The organism is Streptomyces sp. NPDC013455 (genome assembly GCF_040632975.1).
In the GTDB taxonomy this organism is placed as follows: domain Bacteria; phylum Actinomycetota; class Actinomycetes; order Streptomycetales; family Streptomycetaceae; genus Streptomyces.
Genome location: NZ_JBEYCX010000007.1, coordinates 228,005 through 251,922 on the forward strand (window position 1 = coordinate 228,005; position 23,918 = coordinate 251,922).

At 71.6% G+C, this 23,918-nt stretch carries 20 protein-coding genes; 3 read left to right on the top strand and 17 right to left on the bottom strand.

Features of this window, described 5'->3' with window-relative positions; translation table 11 throughout:
* Position 1: 1 nt before the first annotated feature.
* From cimA to ureA, 7 genes are all read right to left on the bottom strand, one after another.
* The gene (cimA, locus tag ABZ576_RS14575; RefSeq protein WP_360739836.1) at positions 2–1,612 is read right to left on the bottom strand and encodes a citramalate synthase; all 1,611 of its coding nucleotides are present in this window, start codon (positions 1,610–1,612) and stop codon (positions 2–4) included.
* Positions 1,613–1,897: 285 nt separating this feature from the next.
* Positions 1,898–3,208 (bottom strand): MFS transporter, encoded by a 1,311-nt coding sequence (locus ABZ576_RS14580; RefSeq protein WP_360739838.1) that lies wholly within the window; start codon positions 3,206–3,208, stop codon positions 1,898–1,900.
* A 115-nt stretch (positions 3,209–3,323) separates the two neighbouring features.
* Positions 3,324–3,935 carry a TetR/AcrR family transcriptional regulator gene (locus ABZ576_RS14585; RefSeq protein WP_360739840.1) on the bottom strand — a complete coding sequence of 204 codons (612 nt, stop codon included), beginning with the start codon at positions 3,933–3,935 and terminating at the stop codon, positions 3,324–3,326.
* Entirely contained in the window at positions 3,932–4,420 is a 489-nt protein-coding gene (locus ABZ576_RS14590; RefSeq protein WP_360739842.1) for a hypothetical protein, read from the bottom strand. Before ABZ576_RS14590 ends, ABZ576_RS14585 begins: the two co-directional genes overlap by 4 nt.
* A gap of 26 nt (positions 4,421–4,446) precedes the next feature.
* Positions 4,447–5,490: an agmatine deiminase family protein gene (locus ABZ576_RS14595; protein ID WP_360739844.1), complete on the bottom strand. Its 1,044-nt coding sequence runs from the start codon at positions 5,488–5,490 to the stop codon at positions 4,447–4,449.
* A 50-nt stretch (positions 5,491–5,540) separates the two neighbouring features.
* Positions 5,541–7,265, bottom strand: a complete 1,725-nt coding sequence (locus ABZ576_RS14600) for an urease subunit alpha (RefSeq protein ID WP_360739846.1) — start codon at positions 7,263–7,265, stop codon at positions 5,541–5,543.
* Positions 7,262–7,957: an urease subunit gamma gene (gene ureA, locus ABZ576_RS14605; RefSeq protein WP_360739848.1), complete on the bottom strand. Its 696-nt coding sequence runs from the start codon at positions 7,955–7,957 to the stop codon at positions 7,262–7,264. The genes ABZ576_RS14600 and ureA overlap by 4 nt, the downstream gene beginning before the upstream one ends.
* A gap of 144 nt (positions 7,958–8,101) precedes the next feature.
* On the opposite strand from ureA, the gene ABZ576_RS14610 reads away from it, so the two are divergent.
* Positions 8,102–9,559: a cytosine permease gene (locus tag ABZ576_RS14610; protein WP_360739850.1), complete on the top strand. Its 1,458-nt coding sequence runs from the start codon at positions 8,102–8,104 to the stop codon at positions 9,557–9,559.
* A 4-nt stretch (positions 9,560–9,563) separates the two neighbouring features.
* Here ABZ576_RS14610 and ABZ576_RS14615 read toward each other — a convergent pair whose 3' ends face one another.
* From ABZ576_RS14615 to ABZ576_RS14630, 4 genes are all read right to left on the bottom strand, one after another.
* On the bottom strand, positions 9,564–10,652 hold the full coding sequence (locus ABZ576_RS14615) for a branched-chain amino acid aminotransferase (protein ID WP_360739851.1): 1,089 nt from the start codon (positions 10,650–10,652) through the stop codon (positions 9,564–9,566).
* A 244-nt stretch (positions 10,653–10,896) separates the two neighbouring features.
* Positions 10,897–11,940 carry a 3-isopropylmalate dehydrogenase gene (locus ABZ576_RS14620; protein ID WP_360739853.1) on the bottom strand — a complete coding sequence of 348 codons (1,044 nt, stop codon included), beginning with the start codon at positions 11,938–11,940 and terminating at the stop codon, positions 10,897–10,899.
* A 191-nt stretch (positions 11,941–12,131) separates the two neighbouring features.
* Complete coding sequence (locus tag ABZ576_RS14625; RefSeq protein ID WP_360739854.1) at positions 12,132–12,263, bottom strand: hypothetical protein; 132 nt, start codon at positions 12,261–12,263, stop codon at positions 12,132–12,134.
* Between the two features lie 297 nt (positions 12,264–12,560).
* Complete coding sequence (locus ABZ576_RS14630) at positions 12,561–13,085, bottom strand: GNAT family N-acetyltransferase (protein ID WP_360739856.1); 525 nt, start codon at positions 13,083–13,085, stop codon at positions 12,561–12,563.
* 125 nt (positions 13,086–13,210) lie between these two features.
* On the opposite strand from ABZ576_RS14630, the gene ABZ576_RS14635 reads away from it, so the two are divergent.
* Complete coding sequence (locus ABZ576_RS14635) at positions 13,211–14,101, top strand: alpha/beta hydrolase (protein WP_360739858.1); 891 nt, start codon at positions 13,211–13,213, stop codon at positions 14,099–14,101.
* A 172-nt stretch (positions 14,102–14,273) separates the two neighbouring features.
* Here ABZ576_RS14635 and pruA read toward each other — a convergent pair whose 3' ends face one another.
* Both pruA and ABZ576_RS14645 read right to left on the bottom strand, forming a co-directional pair.
* Positions 14,274–15,905: an L-glutamate gamma-semialdehyde dehydrogenase gene (gene pruA / locus ABZ576_RS14640; protein ID WP_360739860.1), complete on the bottom strand. Its 1,632-nt coding sequence runs from the start codon at positions 15,903–15,905 to the stop codon at positions 14,274–14,276.
* Between the two features lie 39 nt (positions 15,906–15,944).
* Positions 15,945–16,871 (bottom strand): proline dehydrogenase family protein, encoded by a 927-nt coding sequence (locus tag ABZ576_RS14645; protein WP_360739862.1) that lies wholly within the window; start codon positions 16,869–16,871, stop codon positions 15,945–15,947.
* Between the two features lie 142 nt (positions 16,872–17,013).
* Here ABZ576_RS14645 and ABZ576_RS14650 point away from each other — a divergent pair, with 142 nt between their 5' ends.
* Positions 17,014–18,330 carry a helix-turn-helix domain-containing protein gene (locus ABZ576_RS14650; RefSeq protein WP_360739864.1) on the top strand — a complete coding sequence of 439 codons (1,317 nt, stop codon included), beginning with the start codon at positions 17,014–17,016 and terminating at the stop codon, positions 18,328–18,330.
* A 97-nt stretch (positions 18,331–18,427) separates the two neighbouring features.
* Here the strand turns inward: ABZ576_RS14650 and serA are convergent, their stop codons facing one another.
* The 4 genes from serA to ABZ576_RS14670 all read right to left on the bottom strand — a co-directional run bounded on the left by serA (position 18,428) and on the right by ABZ576_RS14670 (position 23,781).
* The gene (gene serA / locus ABZ576_RS14655; protein ID WP_360739866.1) at positions 18,428–20,029 is read right to left on the bottom strand and encodes a phosphoglycerate dehydrogenase; all 1,602 of its coding nucleotides are present in this window, start codon (positions 20,027–20,029) and stop codon (positions 18,428–18,430) included.
* Between the two features lie 227 nt (positions 20,030–20,256).
* Complete coding sequence (ilvC, locus tag ABZ576_RS14660) at positions 20,257–21,255, bottom strand: ketol-acid reductoisomerase (protein WP_360739869.1); 999 nt, start codon at positions 21,253–21,255, stop codon at positions 20,257–20,259.
* A 120-nt stretch (positions 21,256–21,375) separates the two neighbouring features.
* Positions 21,376–21,900, bottom strand: a complete 525-nt coding sequence (gene ilvN / locus ABZ576_RS14665; protein WP_360739872.1) for an acetolactate synthase small subunit — start codon at positions 21,898–21,900, stop codon at positions 21,376–21,378.
* A gap of 30 nt (positions 21,901–21,930) precedes the next feature.
* Entirely contained in the window at positions 21,931–23,781 is a 1,851-nt protein-coding gene (locus ABZ576_RS14670; protein ID WP_360739875.1) for an acetolactate synthase large subunit, read from the bottom strand.
* Positions 23,782–23,918: the final 137 nt, after the last annotated feature.

Consider the following 23,918-nt stretch of genomic DNA (forward strand, 5'->3'; position numbering starts at 1 on the left):
GCTACTCGGCCGGCGCCACGCCCGCGCGGAGCAGGCCGTACGTGTACGCGTCCTCCAGGGCCTGCCAGGAGGCGGCGATGACGTTCTCGGCCACGCCGACCGTGGACCACTCGCCGGAGCCGTCCGAGGTCGAGATCAGTACGCGGGTGGTGGAGGAGGTGCCGTGCTTGCCCTCCAGGATGCGGACCTTGTAGTCGACCAGTTCGAGCTTGGCGAGCTGCGGGTAGATCTTCTCCAGCGCCACGCGCAGGGCGCGGTCGAGGGCGTTGACCGGGCCGTTGCCCTCCGCGGTGGCGACGATCCGCTCGCTCTTGGCCCAGAGCTTGACCGTGGCCTCGTTGGCGTGGGTGCCGTCGGGCCGGTCCTCGACGATGGCCCGCCAGGACTCGACGGCGAAGTACTTCAGCGGCCGGCCCTCGACCTCGGCGCGCAGCAGGAGTTCGAAGGAGGCGTCGGCGGCCTCGTAGGTGTAGCCCTTGAGCTCGCGCTCCTTCACCCGCTCGACCACCCGGCCGACCAGCTCGCGGTCGCCGCCCAGGTCGATGCCGAGCTCCTTGCCCTTCAGCTCGACCGAGGCGCGGCCCGCCATGTCGGAGACCAGCATGCGCATGGTGTTGCCGACCAGCTCGGGGTCGATGTGCTGGTACAGGTCCGGGTCGACCTTGATGGCGGAGGCGTGCAGGCCGGCCTTGTGCGCGAAGGCGGAGACGCCCACGTACGGCTGGTGCGTGGACGGCGTCAGGTTGACGACCTCGGCGATGGCGTGCGAGATGCGGGTCGTCTCGCGCAGCCGGCCCTCGGGCAGCACCTTCTTGCCGTACTTCAGTTCCAGGGCCGCCACGACCGGGAAGAGGTTGGCGTTGCCGACGCGCTCGCCGTAGCCGTTGGCGGTGCACTGCACGTGGGTCGCGCCGGCGTCGACGGCGGCGAGCGTGTTGGCGACCGCGCAGCCGGTGTCGTCCTGGGCGTGGATGCCGAGCCGGGCGCCGGTGTCGGCGAGGACGGTGGAGACGACCGCGTGCACCTGGGCGGGGAGCATGCCGCCGTTGGTGTCGCAGAGGATGACGACGTCGGCGCCGGCCTCGGCGGCCGTGCGGACGACCGCCTTGGCGTACTCGGGGTCGGCGCGGTAGCCGTCGAAGAAGTGCTCGCAGTCCACGAAGACCCGGCGGCCCTGCCCGGTCAGGTACGACACGGTGTCGCGGACCATCTCCAGGTTCTCTTCGAGCGTCGTGCGCAGCGCCAGCTCCACGTGCCGGTCGTGCGACTTGGCGACCAGGGTGATCACCGGGGCGCCGGACTCCAGCAGCGCCTTCACCTGGGGGTCCTCGGCGGCCTTCGCGCCGGCGCGGCGGGTGGCGCCGAAGGCGACCAGCTGGGCGTGCTTGAAGTCGATCTCGGCCTGCGCGCGGGCGAAGAACTCGGTGTCGCGGGGGTTGGCGCCGGGCCAGCCGCCCTCGATGAAGCCCACGCCGAAGTCGTCCAGGTGCCGTGCGATGGCGAGCTTGTCCGCGACGGTGAGGTTGATGCCCTCGCGCTGCGCGCCGTCGCGCAGCGTGGTGTCGAAGACGTGGAACGAGTCGTCGAGCTCGCTGGTTGCCGTCTCGGTCATGGTCTCAAGGCTCCTGTTGTGGATCTTCGGTCTTACCGGAATGACCGGCTCCACCGTCCCCCCAGTATTCCCTCGCGCTCCGCTCCCGGCTGAAGGTGGGCCGGAAAACGAAAAAACCCCTCGCGGGTGCGAGAGGTCTGCGCGCGGGTCGAGGACGACGGTGGCCACCCGCACCTGGTCGTACGAGGTGGTCACTGCGGACCGGCGCGCCTGCTGCCCATAATCATGGTCAACGAGAGCACGGGGGCAGTCTGGCACAGCCCCGCCCCCGGCTCACCGACCGTCTCAGGATGCGGGCGTCAGGCTGGACTCCCCGGATCCCTCCGCGGCCTTCACCCGGGCCAGGTCCAGGTCCTTCGTCTCGCGCATGGTGACGTACACCACCAGGGAGACGGCGGCACAGCCCGCCACGTACCAGTAGAAGCCGGATTCGGCGCCGGCGTTCTTGAACCAGAGGGCGACGTACTCGGCGGTGCCGCCGAACAGGGCGTTGGCGACGGCGTACGGCAGGGCCACGCCGAGCGCCCGGATGCCGGTCGGGAACAGCTCGGCCTTCACGCAGGCGTTGATGGAGGTGTAGCCGGTGACCACGACCAGCGCGAGCAGGGCGAGCCCGAGGGCGGGCCAGTAGCCGTCCACGCGCCGCAGCAGCGTCATGATCGGCACGGTCAGGAAGGTGGAGCCGACCGCGAAGGTGATGAGCAGCGGGCGGCGGCCGACCCGGTCGGAGAGCCGGCCGGCGAGCGGCTGGAGGCAGGCGAAGACGATCAGCGCGGTGAAGGAGACCAGGGTCGCCGTCTCCTTGGACAGGCCCGCCGAGTTGGAGAGGTACTTCGTCAGGTAGGTGGTGTACGTGTAGTAGGCCACCGTGCCGCCCATGGTGAGGGCGACGACCAGGAACGCCTCCCGCCGGTGCCGCCACAGGGCGCGCAGCGTGCCGCGCTCCTCGGCGTGCGAGGTGTCCTCCTCGTACACCTCGGTCTCCAGCATGGTGCGGCGCAGGTAGAAGACGACGGCCGCGCCGAGCGCGCCGACGACGAACGGGATGCGCCAGCCGTAACTGTGCAGCGCGCTGTCGGACATGGTGCGCTGGAGGATGATCTGCAGGCCGAGGCCGGCGATCTGGCCGGCGGTCATGGAGACGTACTGGAAGCTGGAGGCGAAGCCCCGGCTGCGGGGGTCGGACGCCTCGGTGAGGTAGGTGGCGCTGGCCGCGTACTCGCCGCCGACCGACAGGCCCTGGAGCAGGCGGGCGAGCAGCAGGACGAGGGCGCCGCCGTAGCCGGCGACGGCGTAGGTGGGCGCCACGGCGATGAGGACCGCCGAGGCCGACATGAGCGTGACGGTCAGGGTGAGCGCCGCCTTGCGGCCCTTGCGGTCGCCGACCCTGCCCAGCAGCCAGCCGCCGACGGGGCGCATGAAGAAGCCGACGGCGAAGATGCCGGCGGTGTTCATCAGCTGGGCGGTGGGGTTGCCGCTCGGGAAGAACGCGCCGGCGAAGTAGGTGGCGAAGCTGGCGTACACGAACCAGTCGAACCACTCGACCATGTTGCCCGCCGAGCCGACCCAGATCTTCTTCCACTGTTGTCGTCCCATGCGCCGTTACCTGCCCGGCGCCGGAGGGAACGATTCCTCCGGCTGTGCGGCCGAGGGCGGTACAGCACCCCGAGGGGCGCGGGGAACCGCGCGAGCGGCCATGACGGGCCCGCGGCTACCCGACGAGCAGCCCGTCCTCGAAGAACTCCCGGACGTGTGCCAGCACTTGGTCCCGATCGGTGCCGCGCAGGCCGATGGCCACGTGGATGGAGAACCCGTCGAGCAGCGCGCGCGTCCTGGCCGCGAAGCGGTCCGCGTCCACCGGCCGGAACTCGCCCCGGGAGATCCCCTCGGCGATCAGCGCGACCAGGTCCCGGTGCCACGCCCCCTCGATCGCGGCCTGCCGGGCGCGGGCGTCGTCGTCGGCGTTCTGCGAGCGGTTCCACACCTCCAGCCACAGCGTCCAGTGCGGATCGCGGTGGCCGTCGGGCACGTAGAGGTCGACGTAGGCGGACAGCCGCTCGCGTGCGCTGCCGGGACCGGTGAGCAGCCGGCCCCGTTCCGCGCCGAGCCGGCCCTCGCTCCACTCCAGGGTCCGCAGCAGCAGCTCGTCCTTGGAGCGGAAGTAGTACAGCAGGTGTCCGCTGCTCATGCCGACCTCGCGGCCCAGCCCCGCCATGGTGAGCTTCTCCAGACCGCACTCGGCGATCATGTCCATGGCAGCGGCGAGAACCTCCTCGCGGGGCGGGGCGGGGGTGCGGCGGCGGGGGGACGGGGAGGCGGTCATGCCGGCACCGCCCGTACGGCGTCGGGCAGGAAATGGGTCTCGTAGGGGCCGGTGCACGAGGCGAGCAGGGAGGCCACCCCCGCCCCGCAGCCGGGGCACACCCAGTCCGGTCCGTCGCCTTCCGGTTCGCCGCAGCACCCGGTCCGCCGGACGTCCGGGTTGGGTGCGAGCAGGCCCTCGGTGTCCGCGGGGTGGACGACGAGCGTGCCGCGCGGCCCCGCCGAGACCAGGCACCCCGGCCCGTCGGGGTCGAGCATGACCGGGCCGCCGGGGTGGGCCGCCCCCATCCACTCCGGGTCCGGATGCGGCACGTACGGCCGCCCGGACGGCTCGGGGTCCACCGCGCAACGGCCGCGCGGCACGGTCGACGGAGCCCGCCGCGCCCCGTCGCGCCCGTCGTACGCGGGGCGTTCGGGCAGTTCGGGCAGCAGCCGCAGCGGCGGGCTGAGACGGCGGCCGCAGGCCGCACAGACCAGGACGTTCACCCGTATGTTCTACCCGACGCCGGCCGTCACCGGGTCTTCGGCTGCTGTTGCGTGATGCAGTGGATACCGCCCCCGCCTGCGAAGATCGTACGCGCGTCCACCAGCGTCACCGTCCGCTCCGGGAAGAGGCGGCGGAAGATGCCGGCGGCGATCTCGTCGCGCGGGTCGTCGAAGCCGCACAGCACCACGCCGCCGTTGCAGATGTAGTGGTTGATGTAGGAGTAGTCGGCCCAGTGGCCGTCGGCCTCCAGGACCGTCGGCGCGGGCACCTCCACGACCTCCAGCGCGCGGCCCCGGGCGTCGGTCGCCGACCGCAGGATGCCGATGACCTCCTCGGTGACCTCGTGGTCGGGGTGCGCCGGGTCCGGCTGGCGGTGCGCGACCACGACACCCGGGCGGGCGAAGGCGGCCACGATGTCGACGTGGCCGAGGGTGCCGAAGCCGTAGGGAGGGTAGTCGCCGGTCAGGCCGCGCGGCAGCCAGATCGCCTTGCTGGTGCCGAGGTGGGCGTGGATCTCGGCCTCCACCTCCTCCTTGCACCAGTGCGGGTTGCGCTCGGGGCCGAGCTGCACGGTCTCGGTGAGCAGCACGGTGCCCTCGCCGTCGACGTGGATCGCACCGCCCTCGTTGACCAGCTTCGAGGCGTACGTCTTCGCGCCCGCGAGGTCGGAGACGTACGCGCCGATCTTGGCGTCGTGCTCCCAGCGGGCCCAGTCCTGGGCGCCCCAGCCGTTGAACGTCCAGTCCACGGCCGCCAGGGCGCCCTTGCCGTCGGTCAGGAAGGTGGGGCCGATGTCCCGCATCCAGGCGTCGTCCAGTTCCCGCTCGACGGTGTCGACGCCGGGGCCGAGCAGCGCCTGGGCCTGGGCCGACTGGCCGGTGCCGCACACCACCGTCACCGGCTCGAAGCGGCGGATCGCGCGGGCCACCGACGCCCAGGCGATCCGGGAGAGGCGGAGGTCCTCCGGGTCGTCGAAGGTGGGGTTGGGGCCGGGCCACGCCATCCAGGTGCGCTCGTGCGGCATCCACTCGGCGGGCATACGGAAGCCGTCGGCGGCGGGGGTGGTCATCGTCAAGGTCCTCGGGTCCGTGGGTCGGGGCTGGCGGGTCGGGGCGGGAGTCAGAGGAAGTACAGGCGGTTGAGCGAGACGGAGTCGGCGGGCTCGGAGCGCAGCGGGTCGCCGTCGAGGGTGACCAGGCCGGTGCGCTGGTCGACGTCGACCGCTCCGATCCGGGCGTTCAGCCGCAGGTCGGCCGGGCCGATGCCGCGCGTGCCGCGCACGGCGACCCGGCGCCGCCGGGTGGGCATCGTGTCGTTGCCCTGGTCGGCGGCGGCCCGGGCGACGAAGGCGACCGAGATGTCCGCGGCCGTGGCGCCGAACGCGCCGAACTGCGGCCCCAGCACGAGGGGTTCGCAGGTGTCGGTGGCCGCGTTGGGGTCGCCGACCACGCCGTACGCGGGGAAGCCGGACTTGAGGACGAGCTGCGGCTTGGCGCCGAAGTACTCCGGGCGCCACAGCACGATGTCGGCGAGCTTGCCGACCTCGATCGAGCCGACCTCGTGCGCGAGTCCGTGCGCGATGGCCGGGTTGATGGTCAGCTTGGCCATGTAGCGCAGGACGCGGGCGTTGTCGTCGCCCTCGCCGTCGCCCTCCATCGGACCCAGCTCGCCCTTCATCTTGGCGGCCATGGCGAAGGTACGGCGGACCGTCTCACCGGCCCGGCCCATGCCCTGCGCGTCGGAGGAGGTGATGCCGATCGCGCCCAGGTCGTGCAGCACGTCCTCGGCGCCCATCGTGCCGGCCCGGATCCGGTCGCGGGCCATGGCCGCGTCCCCGGGCAGGTCGGTCTTGAGGTCGTGGACGGAGACGATCATGCCGTAGTGCTCGGCGACCGCGTCCCGGCCGAAGGGCAGGGTGGGGTTGGTGGAGGAGCCGATGACGTTGGGCACGCCGGCCATCTTCAGCACGTTGGGCACGTGTCCGCCGCCGCAGCCCTCGATGTGGAAGGCGTGGATCGTGCGGCCCTCCAGCACCCGCAGGGTGTCCTCCACCGACAGGCACTCGTTCAGCCCGTCGCTGTGCAGGGCGACCTGGACGTCGTGCTCCTCGGCGACCCGGAGCGCGGTGTCCAGCGCGCGGGTGTGGGCGCCCATGTCCTCGTGCACCTTGAAGCCGCTCGCCCCGCCCTCGGCCAGGGCCTCGACGAGGGGCGCCTGGTGGGAGGAGGAACCCCGGCCGAGGAAGCCGATGTTCACCGGCCAGGCGTCGAAGGCGTTGAAGGCGTGGCGCAGCGCCCACGGCGAGTTGACGCCCACGCCCCACACCGGGCCGAACTCCTGCCCGATGATCGTGGTCACCCCGGAGGCGAGCGACGCCTCCATGATGCGCGGCGACAGCAGGTGGACGTGGGTGTCGACGGCGCCGGCGGTCGCGATCAGGCCCTCGCCGGAGACGATCGACGTCCCCGTGCCGACCACGACGTCGACGCCGTCGAGGGTGTCGGGGTTGCCGGCGCGCCCGATGGCGCAGACCCGGCCTTCGCGGATACCGATGGAGACCTTGCGGATGCCCTGGACCGCGTCGATCACGACGACGTTGCTGATCACGACGTCACAGGTGGCGCGGACGGAGGCGGCCTTCAGGTGCAGTCCGTCGCGGGCGGTCTTGCCGAAACCGGCGAGGAACTCGTCGCCGTGCTTCTGGGCGTCGGACTCGACGCGGATGGTCAGCCCGGAGTCGCCGAGGCGGATCCGGTCGCCGGCACGCGGTCCGTGCGTGGCCGCGTAGGCGTGCGGATCGATGTGGACGGACTCGCTGACCTCGCGTCCCTTGGAACGGCTCATCGTTCGCTTCCTTCCGGCGTGACTCCCCGATAGCCGCAGGCCGCGGCCCGGCGCAGCGCCTCCTGCTTGGCCCCGGGCGCGTCCAGCGGCCCGTCGACCAGGCCGGCGAAGCCGATCGCGATCCGGTCGCCGCCGATCGGGACCAGACCGACCTCGGCGCTCTCCCCCGGGCCGAACCGCACCGATGACCCGGCGGGCACGGCGAGGCGCATGCCGTAGGCCCTCTCCCGGGCGAAGTCCAGCCGTGGGTTGGCCTCGAAGAAGTGGAAGTGGGAGGTGACGGAGACCGGCACGGGCGCGGTGTTGGTGACCGTGAGGCGGAGCGCCGGCTCGGGCTCGGGGTGCTCGGGGCCCGGCAGCAGCGCACCGGGACCCTCCGGGCCCGAGCCGCCGCCGATCGGGTCGGAGACGACCGCCAGCCGGGAGCCGTCGTCGAAGACGGCCTCGACCATCACCTCGGTGACGACGTCGGCGACGCCCGGCAGGACGTCCTCGGGCCCGAGCACCGAGCGGGCCGCCTCGACGGCCTCGGCGAGCCGCCTGCCGTCCCGGGCGGCCTCGCAGACGGTGTCCGCGATCAGCGCCGTGGCCTCCGGCACGTTCAGCCGGAGGCCGCGCGCGCGGCGGGCCCGGGCCAGCTCGGCGGCTCCGAAGAGCAGCAGCCGGTCACGTTCCGTGGGCGTCAGTCTCACGACGCGGCACCTCCTTGTCACCCACACTTTAGAGCATCACTCTAAACACGGAATTCATGAAACTGAAGGATTGACCGGCACCAAGGTGTCACGTCACATTGAACGTCGCTCAAACTGCCAGGCGGCCGTCGAAGGAGACCAGCCATGCCGATAGAACAGCGCGGAGTCGACACCATCCCGGACGAGGAACGCACCAGCGGTCCGCGCGACCTCGTCTCGATCCTGCTCGGCTCCAACCTCTGTCTGGGGGTGATCGTCTTCGGCTGGCTGCCGCCGTCCTTCGGGCTCGGCTGGTGGGCGTCGGTGAGCTCGGTCGTGGCGGGCACGATCGTCGGCACGGTCTTCACGGCACCGCTGGCGCTGGTCTCGCTGCGCACCGCGACCAACCTGTCCACCTCCTCCGGCGCCCAGTTCGGCGTCAGGGGACGGCTGGTCGGCTCGGTCGTCGGACTCCTGCTCGCCCTCGGCTACACCGCGCTGACCGTGTGGATCGGCGGGGACGTGATGCTGATGGTCCTCGGCCGGCTCTTCGGGGTGCCGGCGAACGGGCCGGCGTACGCCCTCGTCTACGGGGTGCTCGCCGCGGCGACCGTAGCGGGCGCGGTCTACGGCTACCGGGTGCTGCTCGCGATGTCCCGCGTGCTGGCCATCGGCATGACGGCCCTGCTGCTCCTCGGCGTCCTCGCCTACGCCCCGCACTTCACCACCGCCGCGCTGCCGGACGCGGGCGGCTACCTGCTGGGCTCCTTCTGGCCCACCTGGCTGCTGGCGGCGGTGGCGGCGGGCCTGTCCGGCCCCATCGCCTTCATCACGCTGCTCGGCGACTACACCCGCTACATCTCCCCCGCCCGCCACTCCGGCCGCCGGGTGCTGCACGCCACCTGGCTCGGCCTGATCCTGGGCCTGCTGGTGCCGCAGCTGTTCGGCACCTTCACGGCGTACGCGGCCGGCGCGGCCGCCGACTACGCGGGCCCGCTGGTCGCCGCCTCCCCCGCCTGGTACCTGGTGCCGCTGCTGCTGGCCGCCTCCGCGGGCTCGGTCGGCAACGCGGGCCTGATGCTGTACTCCATGGGCCTGGACCTGGACGCGATCCTGCCCCGCGCCTCCCGCGCCCACGCCACCTACGCCGTGGCCGTCGTCGCCACCGTCTGCGTCTTCGTCGGCCACTACGCCTGGGACGCGCAGTCGGCGATGACGTCCTTCGTGCTCCTGCTCACCGCCATCGGCACCCCGTGGGCGGTCATCACCCTCATCGGCTTCGCCCGCTGCCGCGGGGTGTACGACGCCGACGCCCTCCAGGTCTTCAACCGCCGCGCCCGGGGCGGGGTCTACTGGTACCGGGCGGGCTGGAACGTCCGGGCGACCGCGTCCTGGGCGGCCGGCGCGCTCGTCGGCCTGCTGGCGGTGTCCCTGCCGTCGTACGAGGGCCCGCTGCTGGCCTGGACGGGCGGGGTGGACTGCAGCTTCCTGCTGTCGGGCCTGGTCGGCGGCGCGCTGTACGTGACGCTGACCCAGGCGCGCCCCGAAGGGGCGCGGGGAACCGCGCGACAGGCCACGGCGCACCCGCAGCCGGCCGACGACCTGTCACGCAGTTCCCGCTGAGCCGTCAGCCGACCCGGTGCATCCAGCCGTGCTTGTCCTCGATCATGCCGCGCTGGATGCCCAGCAGGGCCTCGCGCAGCCGCAGGGTGACGGGGCCGGGCGTGCCGTCGCCGTGGCTCCAGCCGTCCGTCTTGGTCTTGACGTGGCCGATGGGGGTGACCACGGCGGCGGTGCCGCAGGCGAAGACCTCGCTCAGCGCACCGGACGCGGCGTCCTCCCGCCACTGCTCCAGGGTGACCGTGCCCTCCTCGGCGGTGTAGCCGAGGTCGCGGGCGACCTGGAGGAGGGAGTCGCGGGTGATGCCCTCCAGGATGGAGCCGGTGAGCGAGGGGGTGACGATCCGGTCGCCGTAGACGAAGGCGACGTTCATGCTGCCGCTCTCCTCGACCTTGGTGCGGGTGACCGCGTCGAGGTAGACGACCTGGTCGCAGCCGTGCGCCGCGGCCTCGGCCTGCGGCAGCAGGGACGCGGCGTAGTTGCCGCCGGTCTTGGCGTCGCCGGTGCCGCCCGGGACCGCGCGGACGTGGTCCTCGGAGACCCAGATGGTGACCGGCTTCACCCCGCCGGCGAAGTAGGCGCCGGACGGCGAGGCGATCAGCATGAACAGGTACTCGTTCGCCGGGTGCACGCCGAGCGCGGCCTCCGTGGCGAACATGAACGGCCGCAGGTACAGGGCCTCCTCGCCGCCGTGCGGCGGGACCCAGCCGGCGTCCTGCGCGAGCAGCGCGTCCAGCGCGGCGATGAACAGCTCCTCGGGCAGCTCGGCCATGGCCATGCGGCGGGCGCTGTTGCGGAAGCGGCGGGCGTTGGCCTCGGGACGGAAGAGCGCGATCGAGCCGTCGGGCTGCCGGTAGGCCTTCAGGCCCTCGAAGATCTCCTGGCCGTAGTGCAGGACGTGCGTGGAGGGGTCCAGGGAGATGGGACCGTACGGGACGAGCTGGGCGTCGTGCCAGCCGCGGCCCTCGGTCCACTTGATCGTCACCATGTGGTCGGTGAAGTGGCGGCCGAACCCCGGGTTGGCCAGGATCGCCTCGCGCTCTGCGGCGGCGAGGGGGCTGGCGGAGGGCTTGAGCTCGATCGTGGGCGTCGTCATCAGTGGTTGTCCTTCACCGGTTGTAGTGACGGGCCGCGCTCACGCCTGTACTGCCGGTCGCCAGTGCTAGGACGTCCGAGCATTCCCTCATAATGCGGCCCCGCGTCCGATTATCGCGCGGGGGCCGGCAGCGGAAGGAATCGGGGTGAAGCGGCCCAGGGGTTGATGGTGGCACCCGGCGAGGCACAGGAAAAGCCGCCGGGTGCGGTTCGCGACCCGGCGGCTTGCTGTGTAGCGCGGCGGGTCAGCCGGCTACGCGTACGGCGAGCGCGTCGCCGATCTCGGAGGTGCTGCGGGCGGGCAGGGAGCCCCGCTCGGTGAGGTCGGCGGTGACGGCCGCGTCGATGCGGTCGGCCTCGGCGTCGAAACCGAGGTGACGCAGCAGCAGCGCGACCGACAGGACGGTGGCGGTGGGGTCGGCCTTGCCCTGGCCGGCGATGTCCGGGGCCGAGCCGTGGACCGGCTCGAACATCGACGGGAACTCCCGGCTGGGGTTGATGTTGCCGGAGGCGGCCACGCCGATGCCGCCGGCGACGGCCGCGGCGAGGTCGGTGATGATGTCGCCGAAGAGGTTGTCGGTGACGATGACGTCGTAGCGGCCCGGGTCGGTGACGAGGTAGATCGTCGCCGCGTCGACGTGGTGGTAGTCGGTGGTGACCTCGGGGAACTCCTTGGCCACCTGGTTGAAGATGTTCGTCCACAGATGCCCGGCGAAGGCCAGCACGTTGTTCTTGTGGACCAGCGTGAGCTTCTTGCGCGGGCGGGCCTGGGCGCGGGCGAAGGCGTCGCGGATCACGCGCTCGACACCGTAGGCGGTGTTGACCGACACCTCGGTGGCGACCTCGTGCGGGGTGCCCTGGCGCACGGTGCCGCCGTTGCCCGTGTAGGGGCCCTCGGTGCCCTCGCGGACGACGATGAAGTCGATCTCCGGCTGGCCGGCGAGCGGTGTGCCGACACCGGGGAGCAGCTTCGAGGGCCGCAGGTTGACGTAGTGGTCGAAGGCGAAGCGGAGCTTGAGGAGGAAGCCGCGCTCCAGGACGCCGGAGGGCACCTTCGGGTCGCCGATCGCGCCGAGCAGGATGGCGTCGTGCTGCTTGAGCTGCTCGAGGTCGGCGTCGGTGAGGGTCTCACCGGTGGCGAGGTAACGCCGGGCGCCGAAGTCGTACTCCTTGGTCTCCAGCTTCACATCCTGCGGCAGGACGGCGGAGAGGATCTTGAGCCCTTCGGCCACGACCTCCTGGCCGATGCCGTCACCGGGGATCACTGCGAGATTGATGCTGCGAGACATGCGGGCACCCTACTCCTCGTCCCATGGGATGACACACACTGTCCGCCATACGGACACCCGGACGAGTCGCGGAGCCCCGCCGGGTGACGGTGGGCTCGCACCCGACGCGCACGGCGGGGACGTTCGCGGTGCGGCGCGGCGTGAGGGCCGCGCCGCACCACGCCGGTGCGGCTCCCGGCTCGTGGTCCGGCTCAGTGGCCGGTCGCGCCGCCGTTGTCCCGGCGGTCCAGGGCGCGCTGGAGGGCGGCGGCGGCGTTCTTGCGGTCGGACTCGCTCGTGCGGGACACGCGGCGGACTCGGCGGCGGACGGTCGTCTCGGCCATGGGAATCGACTCCTTCGGCAGACGCGGAGCACGGTGGTGAGGGGTTTCGAGACGCCGGAAGGGGGCGGGGAGCCCGGGCGCAGGGGTTGCCTGCACGGGCCCGGCTCACGACCGCCATTCGCTGGATCGAGCGAGACGTTCGGCTTCTCTCAAGCTAAGGGAGCGGTCCCCGTCTGTCTGCCCGATTACTCGGACTTCCTACTATCTGAGACGGCGGACCGCATCACACCGCGCTGAGCTGCGCCTTCGTGCGCCCGGGGAGGGCGCGGCCGAGGGAGCGCACCTCCCGGCGGCGCCTCACAGCACGTCGCCGTCGCGCCAGTCGAAGAGCAGCTCGGTGTGCGGGCCGGCGGGGGCGGGCCAGACGTAGGTGGAGCCCTCCTCGTCGCGCAGCCGGACCGGGCCGCCCGGGCCGAGGGCGCCGACCGGTCCCGTCCAGGCCTGCCAGCCGCGGGCCTCGTACAGCAGGGCGCCCTCGTCGCTGGCGGAGAGGGCGCCCAGGTCGTAGGCCCGGGTGAGGACGCCCTCCAGCACGTCCATCACCCGGCCGCCGAGCCCGGTGCGGCGCACGTCCCGGCGTACGGCGACCCCCTCGACGTAGCCGACCCGCAGCCAGCGGCCGCCGAGCCGGGCCCGGCGCATGACGACCGCCCCGTGCGCGGCGAGCCCCCGCTCGTCGTAGGCGAGCGCGTGCATGCCGCCGAGGGTGTGGTCCCAGTCCTCGGCGGCGAAGTCGCCGTCGAAGGAGTCGTCCAACAGGGCGCGGACGGAGCGGAGTTCGGCGGGGGCGAGCTGGGCCGTGTGGGCGGTGCGCAGTGTCATACCCGCATTGTCGGGCGTACCGCGTCCGGGTGCCGGACTCGTGGCACATCCCGCCGCCGGCCGACGATACTCTAACCGTTGAAATGCAGTTGACCGGTTAGGCGTGGGCGGCTCATGATGCCGTCATGACCACTCACCGGGTTCACCACCGCACCACCACCGTCCGGGGCCACGAGGTGTACTACCGCGAGGCCGGGCCCGAGGACGCGCCCGTGGTGCTGCTGCTGCACGGCTTCCCCAGCAGCTCGCACATGTTCCGGGACCTGATCCCGTTGCTCGCCCGGCGCTACCGGGTGATCGCGCCGGACCACATCGGGTTCGGGCGCTCGGCGACGCCGGCCGCCGCGGACTTCCCGTACACGTTCGCCGAACTGGCCCGCATCACCGACGAGTTCACCGAACAGCTCGGGCTGGAGCGCTTCGCGCTGTACGTCCAGGACTACGGCGCCCCGATCGGGCTGCGGCTCGCGCTCGCGCACCCGGACCGGGTGAGCGCGATCGTCACGCAGAACGGGAACGCCTACGAGGAGGGGCTCGGCACCGAGGCCTGGGCACCGGTGCGGGCGCTGATCGCGCGGCGCACGCCCGAGACGGAGGCGCCGGTGCGGGAGATCTACTCCCTGGACGGCATCACGTGGCAGTACCTGCACGGCGTACCCCAGGCGCTGAGGGAGCTGGTCAGTCCGGACGCCTACGAGCGGGACGCGGCCGACCTCGCGCGCCCCGGCCAGACGGAGATCCAGCTCGACCTGATCGCCGACTACGGCTCCAACTTCGCCCTCTACCCCGCCTTCCAGGAGTACTTCCGCACCAGCCGGGTGCCCCTGCTCGCGGTCTGGGGCGGCCACGACGAGATCTTCGTCCCGGCGGGCGCCCTCGCCTTCCGGCGGGACCTGCCGGACGCCGAGGTGCACCTGCTGCCCACCGGCCACTTCGCCCTGGAGACGCACGTGGACCAGATCGCGGGCCTGATCGACGACTTCCTCGGCAGGACCCTGGAGACGGCTCGCCCGTGAACCGGCCCTCCGGCCGACGGGCGTCGTCGGCCGGAGGGCTCTCCCGTGACCGGTCCGGCTCTCCGGGGCGACCGCCTTCGGGGCGCCGAGGGCCGGGAGCGGCCGAGGGCCGGGCCACGGCGAAGTGCTTCGCCGCCGACCCGGCCCTCGGCCGAGGGGTGCCGCTCGGGCGTCAGCCCATGTGCGGGTAGGTGTAGTCGGTCGGCGGGACCAGGGTCTCCTTGATGGCGCGGGTCAGCGTCCAGCGCAGGAGGTTCTGGGGGGCGCCGGCCTTGTCGTTGGTGCCGGAGGCACGGCCGCCGCCGAAGGGCTGCTGGCCGACGACGGCGCCGGTCGACTTGTCGTTGATGTAGAAGTTGCCCGCGGCGAAGCGCAGCTTCTCCATCGTGTACGCGGCCGCCGCGCGGTCGTTGGCGATGACCGAGCCGGTCAGGGCGTAGTCGGAGACCGACTCCATCTGCTCCAGCATCCGGTCGTACTCGTCGTCCTCGTAGACGTGCACGGCGAGGATCGGGCCGAAGTACTCGGTCGTGAAGACCTCGTTCTCCGGGTCGGTGCACTCGATGACGGTCGGGCGGACGAAGTAGCCGACCGAGTCGTCGTAGCTGCCGCCGGCCACGATCGTGCAGGTCGGGTCCGCCTTGGCGCGGTCGATCGCGGCCTTGTTCTTGGCGAAGGCGCGGTCGTCGATCACGGCGCCCAGGAAGTTGGACAGGTCCGTGACGTCACCCATGGTGAGGTAGTCGACCTCGGCCGCGAACTCCTCCTTGAAGCCCGAGTTCCAGATCGACGCCGGGATGTAGGCGCGGGAGGTGGCGCTGCACTTCTGGCCCTGGTACTCGAAGGCGCCCCGGGTGAGGGCCGTCTTGAGGATCGCGCGGTCGGCGCTCGGGTGGGCGACCAGGAAGTCCTTGCCGCCGGTCTCGCCGACCAGGCGGGGGTAGGAGCGGTACTTCTCGATGTTGTTGCCGACCGTCTTCCACAGGTACTGGAAGGTCTTGGTCGAGCCGGTGAAGTGGATGCCGGCCAGGTCGCGGTGTTCGAGGGCGACCTTGGAGACCTCGATGCCGTCGCCGGTGACGAGGTTGATGACGCCCTTGGGCAGGCCCGCCTCCTCCAGCAGCTGCATGAGGAGGACGGCCGCGTGAGTCTGCGTCGGGGACGGCTTCCAGACCACCACGTTGCCCATCAGGGCCGGGGCGGTGGGCAGGTTGCCCGCGATCGCCGAGAAGTTGAACGGCGTGATCGCGTAGACGAAGCCCTCCAGCGGGCGGTGGTCCAGGCGGTTCCACACACCCGGGGAGTTCGCCGGCGGCTGCTCGGCGATGATCTGGCGGGCGTAGTGGACGTTGAAGCGCCAGAAGTCGACGAGCTCACAGGGCGTGTCGATCTCGGCCTGCTGGGCGGTCTTGGACTGGCCGAGCATGGTGGAGGCGGCGATGGTCTCGCGCCACGGGCCGGCCAGCAGCTCGGCGGCGCGCAGGATGATCGCGGCGCGGTCGTCGAAGGCCATCGCGCGCCAGGCCGGGGCGGCGGCCAGGGCCGCGTCGATGGCGTCCCGCGCGTCCTGCTGGGTGGCGTTGCGCAGGGTGCCGATGACGGCCTTGTGGTTGTGCGGCTGGACCACCTGGATGGTCTCGCCGCCGCCCATCCGCTTCTCGCCGCCGATGGTCATCGGCAGGTCGATCGGGTTGTCGGCCAGCTCCTTGAGCTTGACCTCCAGCCGGGCGCGCTCGGGCGAGCCGGGGGCGTAGCCGTGCACCGGCTCGTTGACGGGGGTGGGGACCTGGGTCACAGCGTCCATGAGATCCGGACTCCTTGTACGTGAGCGGGTGTTGCGGGCTCAGCCCTTGCTGACCATCGAACGGAGGAAGAAGCGCAGGTTGGCCGGCTTCTCCGCCAGACGGCGCATGAAGTAGCCGTACCAGTCGGTGCCGTAGGCGGTGTAGACGCGCATGCGGTGGCCCTCCGCGGCCAGCCGCAGGTGCTCCTCGCCGCGGATGCCGTACAGCATCTGGAACTCGTACTCGTCCAGCTTGCGCCCGGCCTGGTGCGCGAGCTCCTGAGCGATGGCGATCAGACGCGGGTCGTGGGACCCGATCATCGGGTACCCCTCGCCCTCCATCAGGATCCGCAGGACCCGGACGTACGCCTTGTCGATCTCGTGCTTCTGCTGGTAGGCGACCTCGGCGGGCTCCTTGTAGGCGCCCTTGACCAGGCGGACACGGCTGCCGGACTCCGCCAGGCGCCGGGCGTCGGCCTCGGTGCGGAAGAGGTAGGCCTGGATCACGCAGCCGGTCTGCGGGAAGTCCTTCCGCAGCTCCTCGTGGATGGCGAACATCGAGTCGAGGGTGGTGTGGTCCTCGGCGTCGAGCGTCACCGTCGTACCGATGGCGGCGGCCGCCTCGACGACCGGGCGGACGTTGGCGAGGGCCAGTTCGTGGCCGCCCTCCAGCGCCTGGCCGAACATGGACAGCTTGACCGACATCTCGACGCGCTCGCCGAGCCGCAGCTCCGCAAGGTGGTCGATCAGCGCCAGGTAGGCGTCCCGGGCGGCACCGGCCTGCTCCGGGGTGGTGATGTCCTCGCCGACGACGTCCATCGTCAGCTCCAGACCCTTGGCCGTCAGGTCCTTGACGATCGGCACGATGTCGTCGACGGTCTCGCCGGGGATGAAGCGGTCGACGACCTGCTTGGTCACCGGGGCCGCCGAGATCAGGCGTCGCATCCGGTCGCTGCGCGACGCGGCGAGAATCACGGGACCCAGCACGGGGCACCTCCACAACAAGAACCAAGTAGGCCGATACCCGACCATTCGGGTACGGCACGGAGAACCACCGTGAAACCTAAGGATCTCTCCGATCGTGGGCCATCGACAGCTGTCACGCATCCGTGCCCCAGATCTCAGACAGATGTATGAGGGCGGCCGGAAAGTGCGGGAGAATGCCCGGGTGAAGGCCGATGCTGCTTCCTTTCGCCGCGCGGGCGACTACCAGGAGCTGGTGGACGAGATCTCGGAGCTGCTGGGCGTCCCGGCGACCCTGGAGAACCGCGACTTCGAGCTGATCGCCTTCGGCGCCTACGACAGCGAGGACGAGCTGGACCCCTCCGCGCTGGACCCGGTGCGCACCCGCTCGATCCTGACCCGGCGCTCCACGGCGACGGTGCGAACCTGGTTCGAGGGCTTCGGCATCACCCGCGCCACCGGACCGGTCCGCATCCCGCCGAGCCCCGGGGCCGGTGTCTACCGCGGCCGGATCTGCCTGCCGGCCCGGCACCGGGGGGTCGTCCTCGGCTACGTCTGGCTGCTGGACGGCGACCCGGGGCCCACCGACGCCCAGCTGTCCGCCGCCATGGGGGTGGCCGGCCGGATCGGCGCGCTGCTGGCGGACGAGGCGGAGGCCGGCGCGGAGCTGAGCCGGGAGCTGCGGGCGGTGCTCACCGCGGAGAGCGGCTGGCAGCGGGACATGGCCGTGGCCGACCTGCGCACCGCCCTCGGGCCCCGCGCGGACGGTCCGCACACGCTGGTCTGTGTCGCGCCCTGGCCGTCCGCCGACCCGGACGACGCCCCGGCGGCCCGTACGATCCCGCACGCCACGGCGCTGTGCACGCTTCCGTGGGGCGCGACGGGGCAGAGCCTCGCCGTGCTCGTCCGGCTGCGGACCGCGGAGCTGAGCACCCCCGCGCTGGCGGCGGCCGCACGGCTGCTGAAGGAGGCGGAAGGGGCGAGGGGGGCCGGTGCGGCGCGCGGGGCCGGCGCCCGGGTGGCCGCGGCGGCCGCGGCCGGCGTCACCGGACCGGCCCGGGCGGGGGGCGCCGGATACGCCGCCGGGGTGGGCGAGGGCCGGGTCGGGCTGACCGACCTGGGGACGGTGTGGCAGGAGGCCGCCGCCGCGGCGCGCGCCGCGCTGGCCGAGCCGCGGTTCGCGCCGGTCGCCGAGTGGGCGCGGATCGGGGCGTACCGGCTGCTGACCGCGCTGCCGCCGGAGGCCGCCCACGACCGCGTGCTCGGCCCGCTGCTCTCCCCCGCGCAGCGGGAACTGGCCCGCACGGCCGAGGTCTACCTGGACTGCGCGGGCCAGGCCGGCCGCACAGCGTCCGAGCTGGGCATCCACCGGCAGACGCTGTACTACCGGCTGTCCCGCGTCGAGCAGCTCACCGGCCTCGACCTGGACGACGGCGAGGACCGGCTGCTGCTGCACATGGCCCTGAAACGGACACGGCTCTGACCGCCGCGCGGTCCGCGCGGTGGCGGACCGGGAGCACTGGCGAAACGCCGGACGGGCCGGGTAATCCCGGCCCGTCCGGCGTGTCGCGCGCGGTGCGTCAGACCAGGTTGACCGACCGGGCGGAGGTCGCGCCGATCTCGGAGGCGACCTCGGCCAGCACGCCGGAGGACACCGTGTCGTCGACGGTCAGGACGGCCAGCGCCTCGCCGCCCGCCGCCGCGCGGGCCACCTGCATACCGGCGATGTTGATGCCCGCCTCGCCGAGGATGCGGCCGACGGTGCCGACGACACCGGGGCGGTCCTCGTAGCGCAGCACGGCCATGTGGTCCGCCAGCGCGAGGTCGACGTCGTAGTCGCCGACCGCGACGATCTTCTGGACGTGCTTCGGGCCGGCCAGGGTGCCGGAGACCGACACCTCCTCGCCGTCGGCGAGGGTGCCGCGCACGGTCACCACGTTACGGTGGTCCGCCGACTCGGAGCTGGTGGTCAGCCGCACCTCGACCCCGCGCTCCTGCGCGAACAGCGGCGCGTTGACGTACGACACCGTCTCGTCCACGACGTCCTCGAAGACGCCCTTGAGCGCCGACAGCTCCAGCACCTTCACGTCGTGCTGGGTGATCTCGCCGTAGACCTCGACGTCCAGGCGGACCGCGACCTCACCGGCGAGCGCGGTGAAGATCCGGCCAAGGCGCTCGGCGAGCGGCAGACCCGGCTTGACGTCCTCGGCGATGACACCGCCCTGCACGTTGACCGCGTCCGGCACCAGCTCGCCGGCGAGGGCGAGGCGGACCGACTTCGCGACGGCGATACCGGCCTTCTCCTGCGCCTCGTCCGTCGACGCGCCGAGGTGGGGGGTGCAGACGACCTGGTCCAGCTCGAACAGCGGGGAGTCGGTGCACGGCTCCTTGGCGTAGACGTCGAGGCCGGCGCCGGCGACCCGGCCCTCCTTCAGCGCCGCGTACAGCGCCGCCTCGTCCACGATGCCGCCACGGGCCGCGTTGACGATCCGGACACCCGGCTTGACCTTGCGCAGCGCCTCGTCGCCGATCAGGCCGAGGGTCTCGGGGGTCTTGGGCAGGTGGACGGTGATGAAGTCGGAGACCTCCAGCAGCTCGTCCAGCGACAGCACCTTGACGCCCATCTGCGCGGCCCGCGCGGGCTGCACGTAGGGGTCGTAGGCGACGACCTTCATGCCGAAGGCCGACATGCGCTGCGCGACGAGGGCACCGATGCGGCCCAGGCCCACCACGCCCAGCGTCTTCTCGGCCAGCTCGACGCCCGTGTACTTGCTGCGCTTCCACTCGCCGTTCTTCAGCGCGGCGTTGGCCTGCGGGATGTTGCGGGCGGTGGCGAGGATGAGACCGCAGGCCAGCTCGGCGGCGGTCACGATGTTGGAGGTCGGGGCGTTGACGACCATCACGCCGGCCTTGGTGGCGGCGGAGACGTCGACGTTGTCCAGGCCGACGCCGGCCCGGGCGACGACCTTGAGCTTCTTGGCCGCGGCGATGGCCTCGGCGTCGACCTTGGTGGCCGAACGGATCAGGATCGCGTCCACGTCGGCGATGGCCGGGAGCAGCTCGGAGCGGTCCGCTCCGTTGCAGTGCCGGATCTCGAAGTCCGGACCGAGTGCGTCGACGGTGGCAGGCGACAGCTCTTCAGCGATGAGTACCGTGGCTTTTTGACTGGGGTACGAGCTCACGTGGGTCCTCACATGTGCGATGCGGACGGCCGTCCCGACGGCCGCAGGCGGAGGAGGGGCTAGCCGCGGAAGACGCACGACGCTGTGGGCCTGACGCGTGTTGTTGAGAAGTGTAGTGGCGGGGCGGGTGTCGCATTACGCCGCCGCGTAAGGATCACCCGTCCGTGGCTGGACGGGGTGGACAACAGGGGCCGGAGCAGTGTGCCCCGGCCCCTGTGCCACGAGGCTCACGCCTCCTCGTTCACCCACGACATCAGCTTGCGCAGCTGCTTGCCGGTGGTCTCCAGCAGGTGCTCGGAGTCCTGCTGCTTGTACTCGTTGTACTTCTTCAGACCGCCGTGGTACTCGTCCATCCAGTTCCGGGCGAACGTGCCGTCCTGGATCTCGGCGAGGACCTTCTTCATCTCGGCCTTGGTGGCGTCCGTGACGATCCGCGGACCGGTGACGTAGTCGCCCCACTCGGCGGTCTCGGAGACCGACCAGCGCATCTTCTCCAGGCCGCCCTCGTACATGAGGTCCACGATCAGCTTCAGCTCGTGCAGGCACTCGAAGTAGGCGATCTCCGGCTGGTAGCCGGCCTCGGTCAGGGTCTCGAAGCCCGCCTTGACCAGGGCCGCGGTGCCACCGCACAGCACGGCCTGCTCGCCGAAGAGGTCGGTCTCGGTCTCCTCGGTGAAGGTGGTCTTGATGACGCCGGCGCGGGTGCCGCCGATGCCCTTGGCGTACGACAGGGCCAGCGCGAAGGCGTTGCCGGAGGCGTCCTGCTCGACGGCGGCGATGCACGGCACGCCGCGGCCCTCCTCGTACTGGCGGCGGACCAGGTGGCCCGGGCCCTTCGGGGCGACCATGGCGACGTCGACGCCGGCCGGGGGCTTGATGAAGCCGAAGCGGATGTTGAAGCCGTGGCCGAAGAACAGCGCGTCGCCGTCCTTCAGGTTCGGGGCGATGGACTCCTCGTAGACCTGGGCCTGGATCGGGTCCGGGACCAGGATCATGATGACGTCGGCCTCGGCGGCGGCCTCGGCCGGGGTCACCACGCGCAGGCCCTGCTCCTCGGCCTTGGCCTTGGACTTGGAGCCCTCGTGCAGACCGACACGCACGTCGACACCGGAGTCACGCAGCGACAGCGCGTGGGCGTGGCCCTGGCTGCCGTAGCCGATGACCGCGACCTTGCGGCCCTGGATGATGGACAGGTCGGCGTCAGCGTCGTAGAACAGCTCGGCCACTTTGGGTTCTCTCCTTGGTGTGCAGGTTGTGCGTCCCACCGTATGCCGGTGGGGGGAAGGGAAGTTCGGGGGTCTCGGCATACGGGCGACCGGCGCTTCACCTGCCGCCCGTTTTCAGCCTTACGCAGATCGGTCCAGCGCGCGCAGCGAGCGGTCCGTGATCGATCGCGCGCCACGGCCGATCGCGATCGTGCCGGACTGGACCAGTTCCTTGATGCCGTAGGGCTCCAGCATCTTGAGCATGGCGGACAGCTTGTCGGTGGAGCCGGTGGCCTCGATGGTCACGGCCTCCGGGGAGACGTCCACGGTCTTGGCGCGGAACAGCTGGACGATCTCCACGATCTGGGAGCGGGTCTCGTTGTCGGCGCGGACCTTCACCAGGACGAGTTCGCGCTGGACGGCCTGGCCGGGCTCCAGCTCGACGATCTTGAGCACGTTGACGAGCTTGTTGAGCTGCTTGGTCACCTGCTCCAGCGGCAGGTCCTCGACGTTCACCACGATGGTGATGCGGGAGATGTCGGGGTGCTCGGTGACACCGACCGCGAGCGAGTCGATGTTGAAGCCGCGCCGGGAGAACAGGGCGGCGATACGGGCGAGGATGCCCGGCGTGTTCTCCACCAGGACGGAGAGCGTGTGCTTGGACATGGTGTTCTGCTCTTCCTTGCCTGTTGAAAGTCAGTCGTCTTCGTTGTCGCCGAAGTCGGGGCGGACGTCCCGGGCGGCCATGATCTCGTCGTTGGAGGTGCCGGCGGCGACCATCGGCCAGACCATCGCGTCCTCGTGGACGATGAAGTCGACGACGACCGGGCGGTCGTTGATGGAGTTGGCCTCCTCGATGACCTTGTCCAGGTCCTCCGGGCGCTCGCAGCGCAGGCCCACGCAGCCCATCGCCTCGGACAGCTTCACGAAGTCCGGCACCCGCGTGCCCCTGGCCTCGGGGTTGACGTCGTCCGGGCCGCTGTGGAGCACGGTGTTGGAGTAGCGCTGGTTGTAGAACAGGGTCTGCCACTGGCGGACCATCCCGAGGGCGCCGTTGTTGATGATGGCGACCTTGATCGGGATGTTGTTCAGGGCGCAGGTGGTCAGCTCCTGATTGGTCATCTGGAAGCAGCCGTCGCCGTCGATCGCCCAGACCATTTGGTCCGGCACGCCGGCCTTGGCGCCCATCGCGGCCGGGACCGCGTAGCCCATCGTTCCGGCACCGCCGGAGTTCAGCCAGGTGGCGGGCTTCTCGTACTGGACGAAGTGCGCGGCCCACATCTGGTGCTGGCCGACGCCCGCCGCGAAGATCGTGCCGGTGGGGGCGAGTTGGCCGATGCGCTCGATGACCTGCTGCGGGGAGAGCGAGCCGTCGTCCGGCAGGTCGTAGCCGAGCGGGTAGGTCTCGCGCCACCGGTTCAGGTCGCTCCACCAGGCGCTGTAGTCGCCCTGGTGGCCCTCGCTGTGCTCCTTCTGCACGGCCTGGACCAGGTCGGCGATGACCTCGCGGGCGTCACCGACGATCGGCACGTCCGCGGCCCGGTTCTTGCCGATCTCCGCGGGGTCGATGTCCGCGTGGACGATCTTGGCGTAGGGGGCGAAGCTGTCCAGCTTGCCGGTGACGCGGTCGTCGAAGCGGGCACCGAGGGCCACGATCAGGTCGGCCTTCTGCAGCGCGGTGACCGCGGCGACGCTGCCGTGCATGCCGGGCATGCCCACGTGCAGCGGGTGGCTGTCGGGGAAGGCGCCGAGTGCCATCAGGGTCGTGGTGACCGGCGCGCCGGTCAGCTCGGCGAGGACCTTCAGCTCGGCCGTGGCCCCGGCCTTGAGGACGCCGCCGCCGACGTAGAGGACGGGCCGCCTGGCGGCGGTGATCAGCTTGGCGGCCTCGCGGATCTGCTTGGCGTGCGGCTTGGTCACCGGCCGGTAGCCGGGCAGGTCCATCACGGGCGGCCAGGAGAAGGTGGTCTTCGCCTGCAGCGCGTCCTTGGAGATGTCGACCAGGACCGGGCCGGGGCGGCCGGTGGAGGCGATGTGGAACGCCTGCGCGATCACCCGCGGGATGTCCTCGGCCTTGGTGACCAGGAAGTTGTGCTTGGTGATCGGCATGGTGATGCCGACGATGTCGGCCTCCTGGAAGGCGTCCGTGCCGATCGAGGAGGAGGCGACCTGGCCGGTGATCGCGACCAGCGGCACCGAGTCCATGTGCGCGTCGGCGATCGGCGTGACCAGGTTGGTGGCGCCCGGTCCGGAGGTGGCCATGCAGACGCCGACCCTGCCGGTGGCCTGCGCGTAGCCGGTGGCGGCGTGGCCCGCGCCCTGCTCGTGCCGGACCAGCACGTGGCGCACCCGGGTGGAGTCCATCAGCGGGTCGTAGGCGGGCAGGATCGCACCGCCGGGAATGCCGAATACCGTGTCCGCGCCGACCTCCTCGAGGGAGCGGATGAGGGACTGCGCACCCGTGACGTGCTCGACGGGGGCGGACTGCTGTCCTCCGGAACGGGGCCGCGGCTGCGGATGGTGGGCCCCGGTGGCCTGCTCGGTCATCGGCATTCTCTTCTCGATGCTGAGGGTTTTTGCGAGGTTCGGGCGGGGTGAACGCGTTGCACGAAAGGCACTCGTGCAACAAAAAACCCCTCGTGCCGCAAGGCAAGCGAGGGGAGCGCGCCGGTGAGGTCGCTGGG

Coding starts and splice junctions, on each gene's coding strand:
- ABZ576_RS14635 (WP_360739858.1), top strand. CDS start 13,211: ATGACCACTCACCGGGTTCACCACCGCACCACCACCGTCCGGGGCCAC.
- ABZ576_RS14670 (WP_360739875.1), bottom strand. CDS start 23,781: ATGACCGAGCAGGCCACCGGGGCCCACCATCCGCAGCCGCGGCCCCGT.
- ABZ576_RS14595 (WP_360739844.1), bottom strand. CDS start 5,490: ATGACCACCCCCGCCGCCGACGGCTTCCGTATGCCCGCCGAGTGGATG.
- ABZ576_RS14615 (WP_360739851.1), bottom strand. CDS start 10,652: ATGACGACGCCCACGATCGAGCTCAAGCCCTCCGCCAGCCCCCTCGCC.
- ABZ576_RS14580 (WP_360739838.1), bottom strand. CDS start 3,208: ATGGGACGACAACAGTGGAAGAAGATCTGGGTCGGCTCGGCGGGCAAC.
- ABZ576_RS14625 (WP_360739854.1), bottom strand. CDS start 12,263: ATGGCCGAGACGACCGTCCGCCGCCGAGTCCGCCGCGTGTCCCGCACG.
- ABZ576_RS14630 (WP_360739856.1), bottom strand. CDS start 13,085: ATGACACTGCGCACCGCCCACACGGCCCAGCTCGCCCCCGCCGAACTC.
- cimA (WP_360739836.1), bottom strand. CDS start 1,612: ATGACCGAGACGGCAACCAGCGAGCTCGACGACTCGTTCCACGTCTTC.
- ilvN (WP_360739872.1), bottom strand. CDS start 21,900: ATGTCCAAGCACACGCTCTCCGTCCTGGTGGAGAACACGCCGGGCATC.
- pruA (WP_360739860.1), bottom strand. CDS start 15,905: ATGGACGCTGTGACCCAGGTCCCCACCCCCGTCAACGAGCCGGTGCAC.
- ABZ576_RS14650 (WP_360739864.1), top strand. CDS start 17,014: ATGTATGAGGGCGGCCGGAAAGTGCGGGAGAATGCCCGGGTGAAGGCC.
- ABZ576_RS14610 (WP_360739850.1), top strand. CDS start 8,102: ATGCCGATAGAACAGCGCGGAGTCGACACCATCCCGGACGAGGAACGC.
- ABZ576_RS14620 (WP_360739853.1), bottom strand. CDS start 11,940: ATGTCTCGCAGCATCAATCTCGCAGTGATCCCCGGTGACGGCATCGGC.
- ABZ576_RS14600 (WP_360739846.1), bottom strand. CDS start 7,265: ATGAGCCGTTCCAAGGGACGCGAGGTCAGCGAGTCCGTCCACATCGAT.
- ABZ576_RS14585 (WP_360739840.1), bottom strand. CDS start 3,935: ATGACCGCCTCCCCGTCCCCCCGCCGCCGCACCCCCGCCCCGCCCCGC.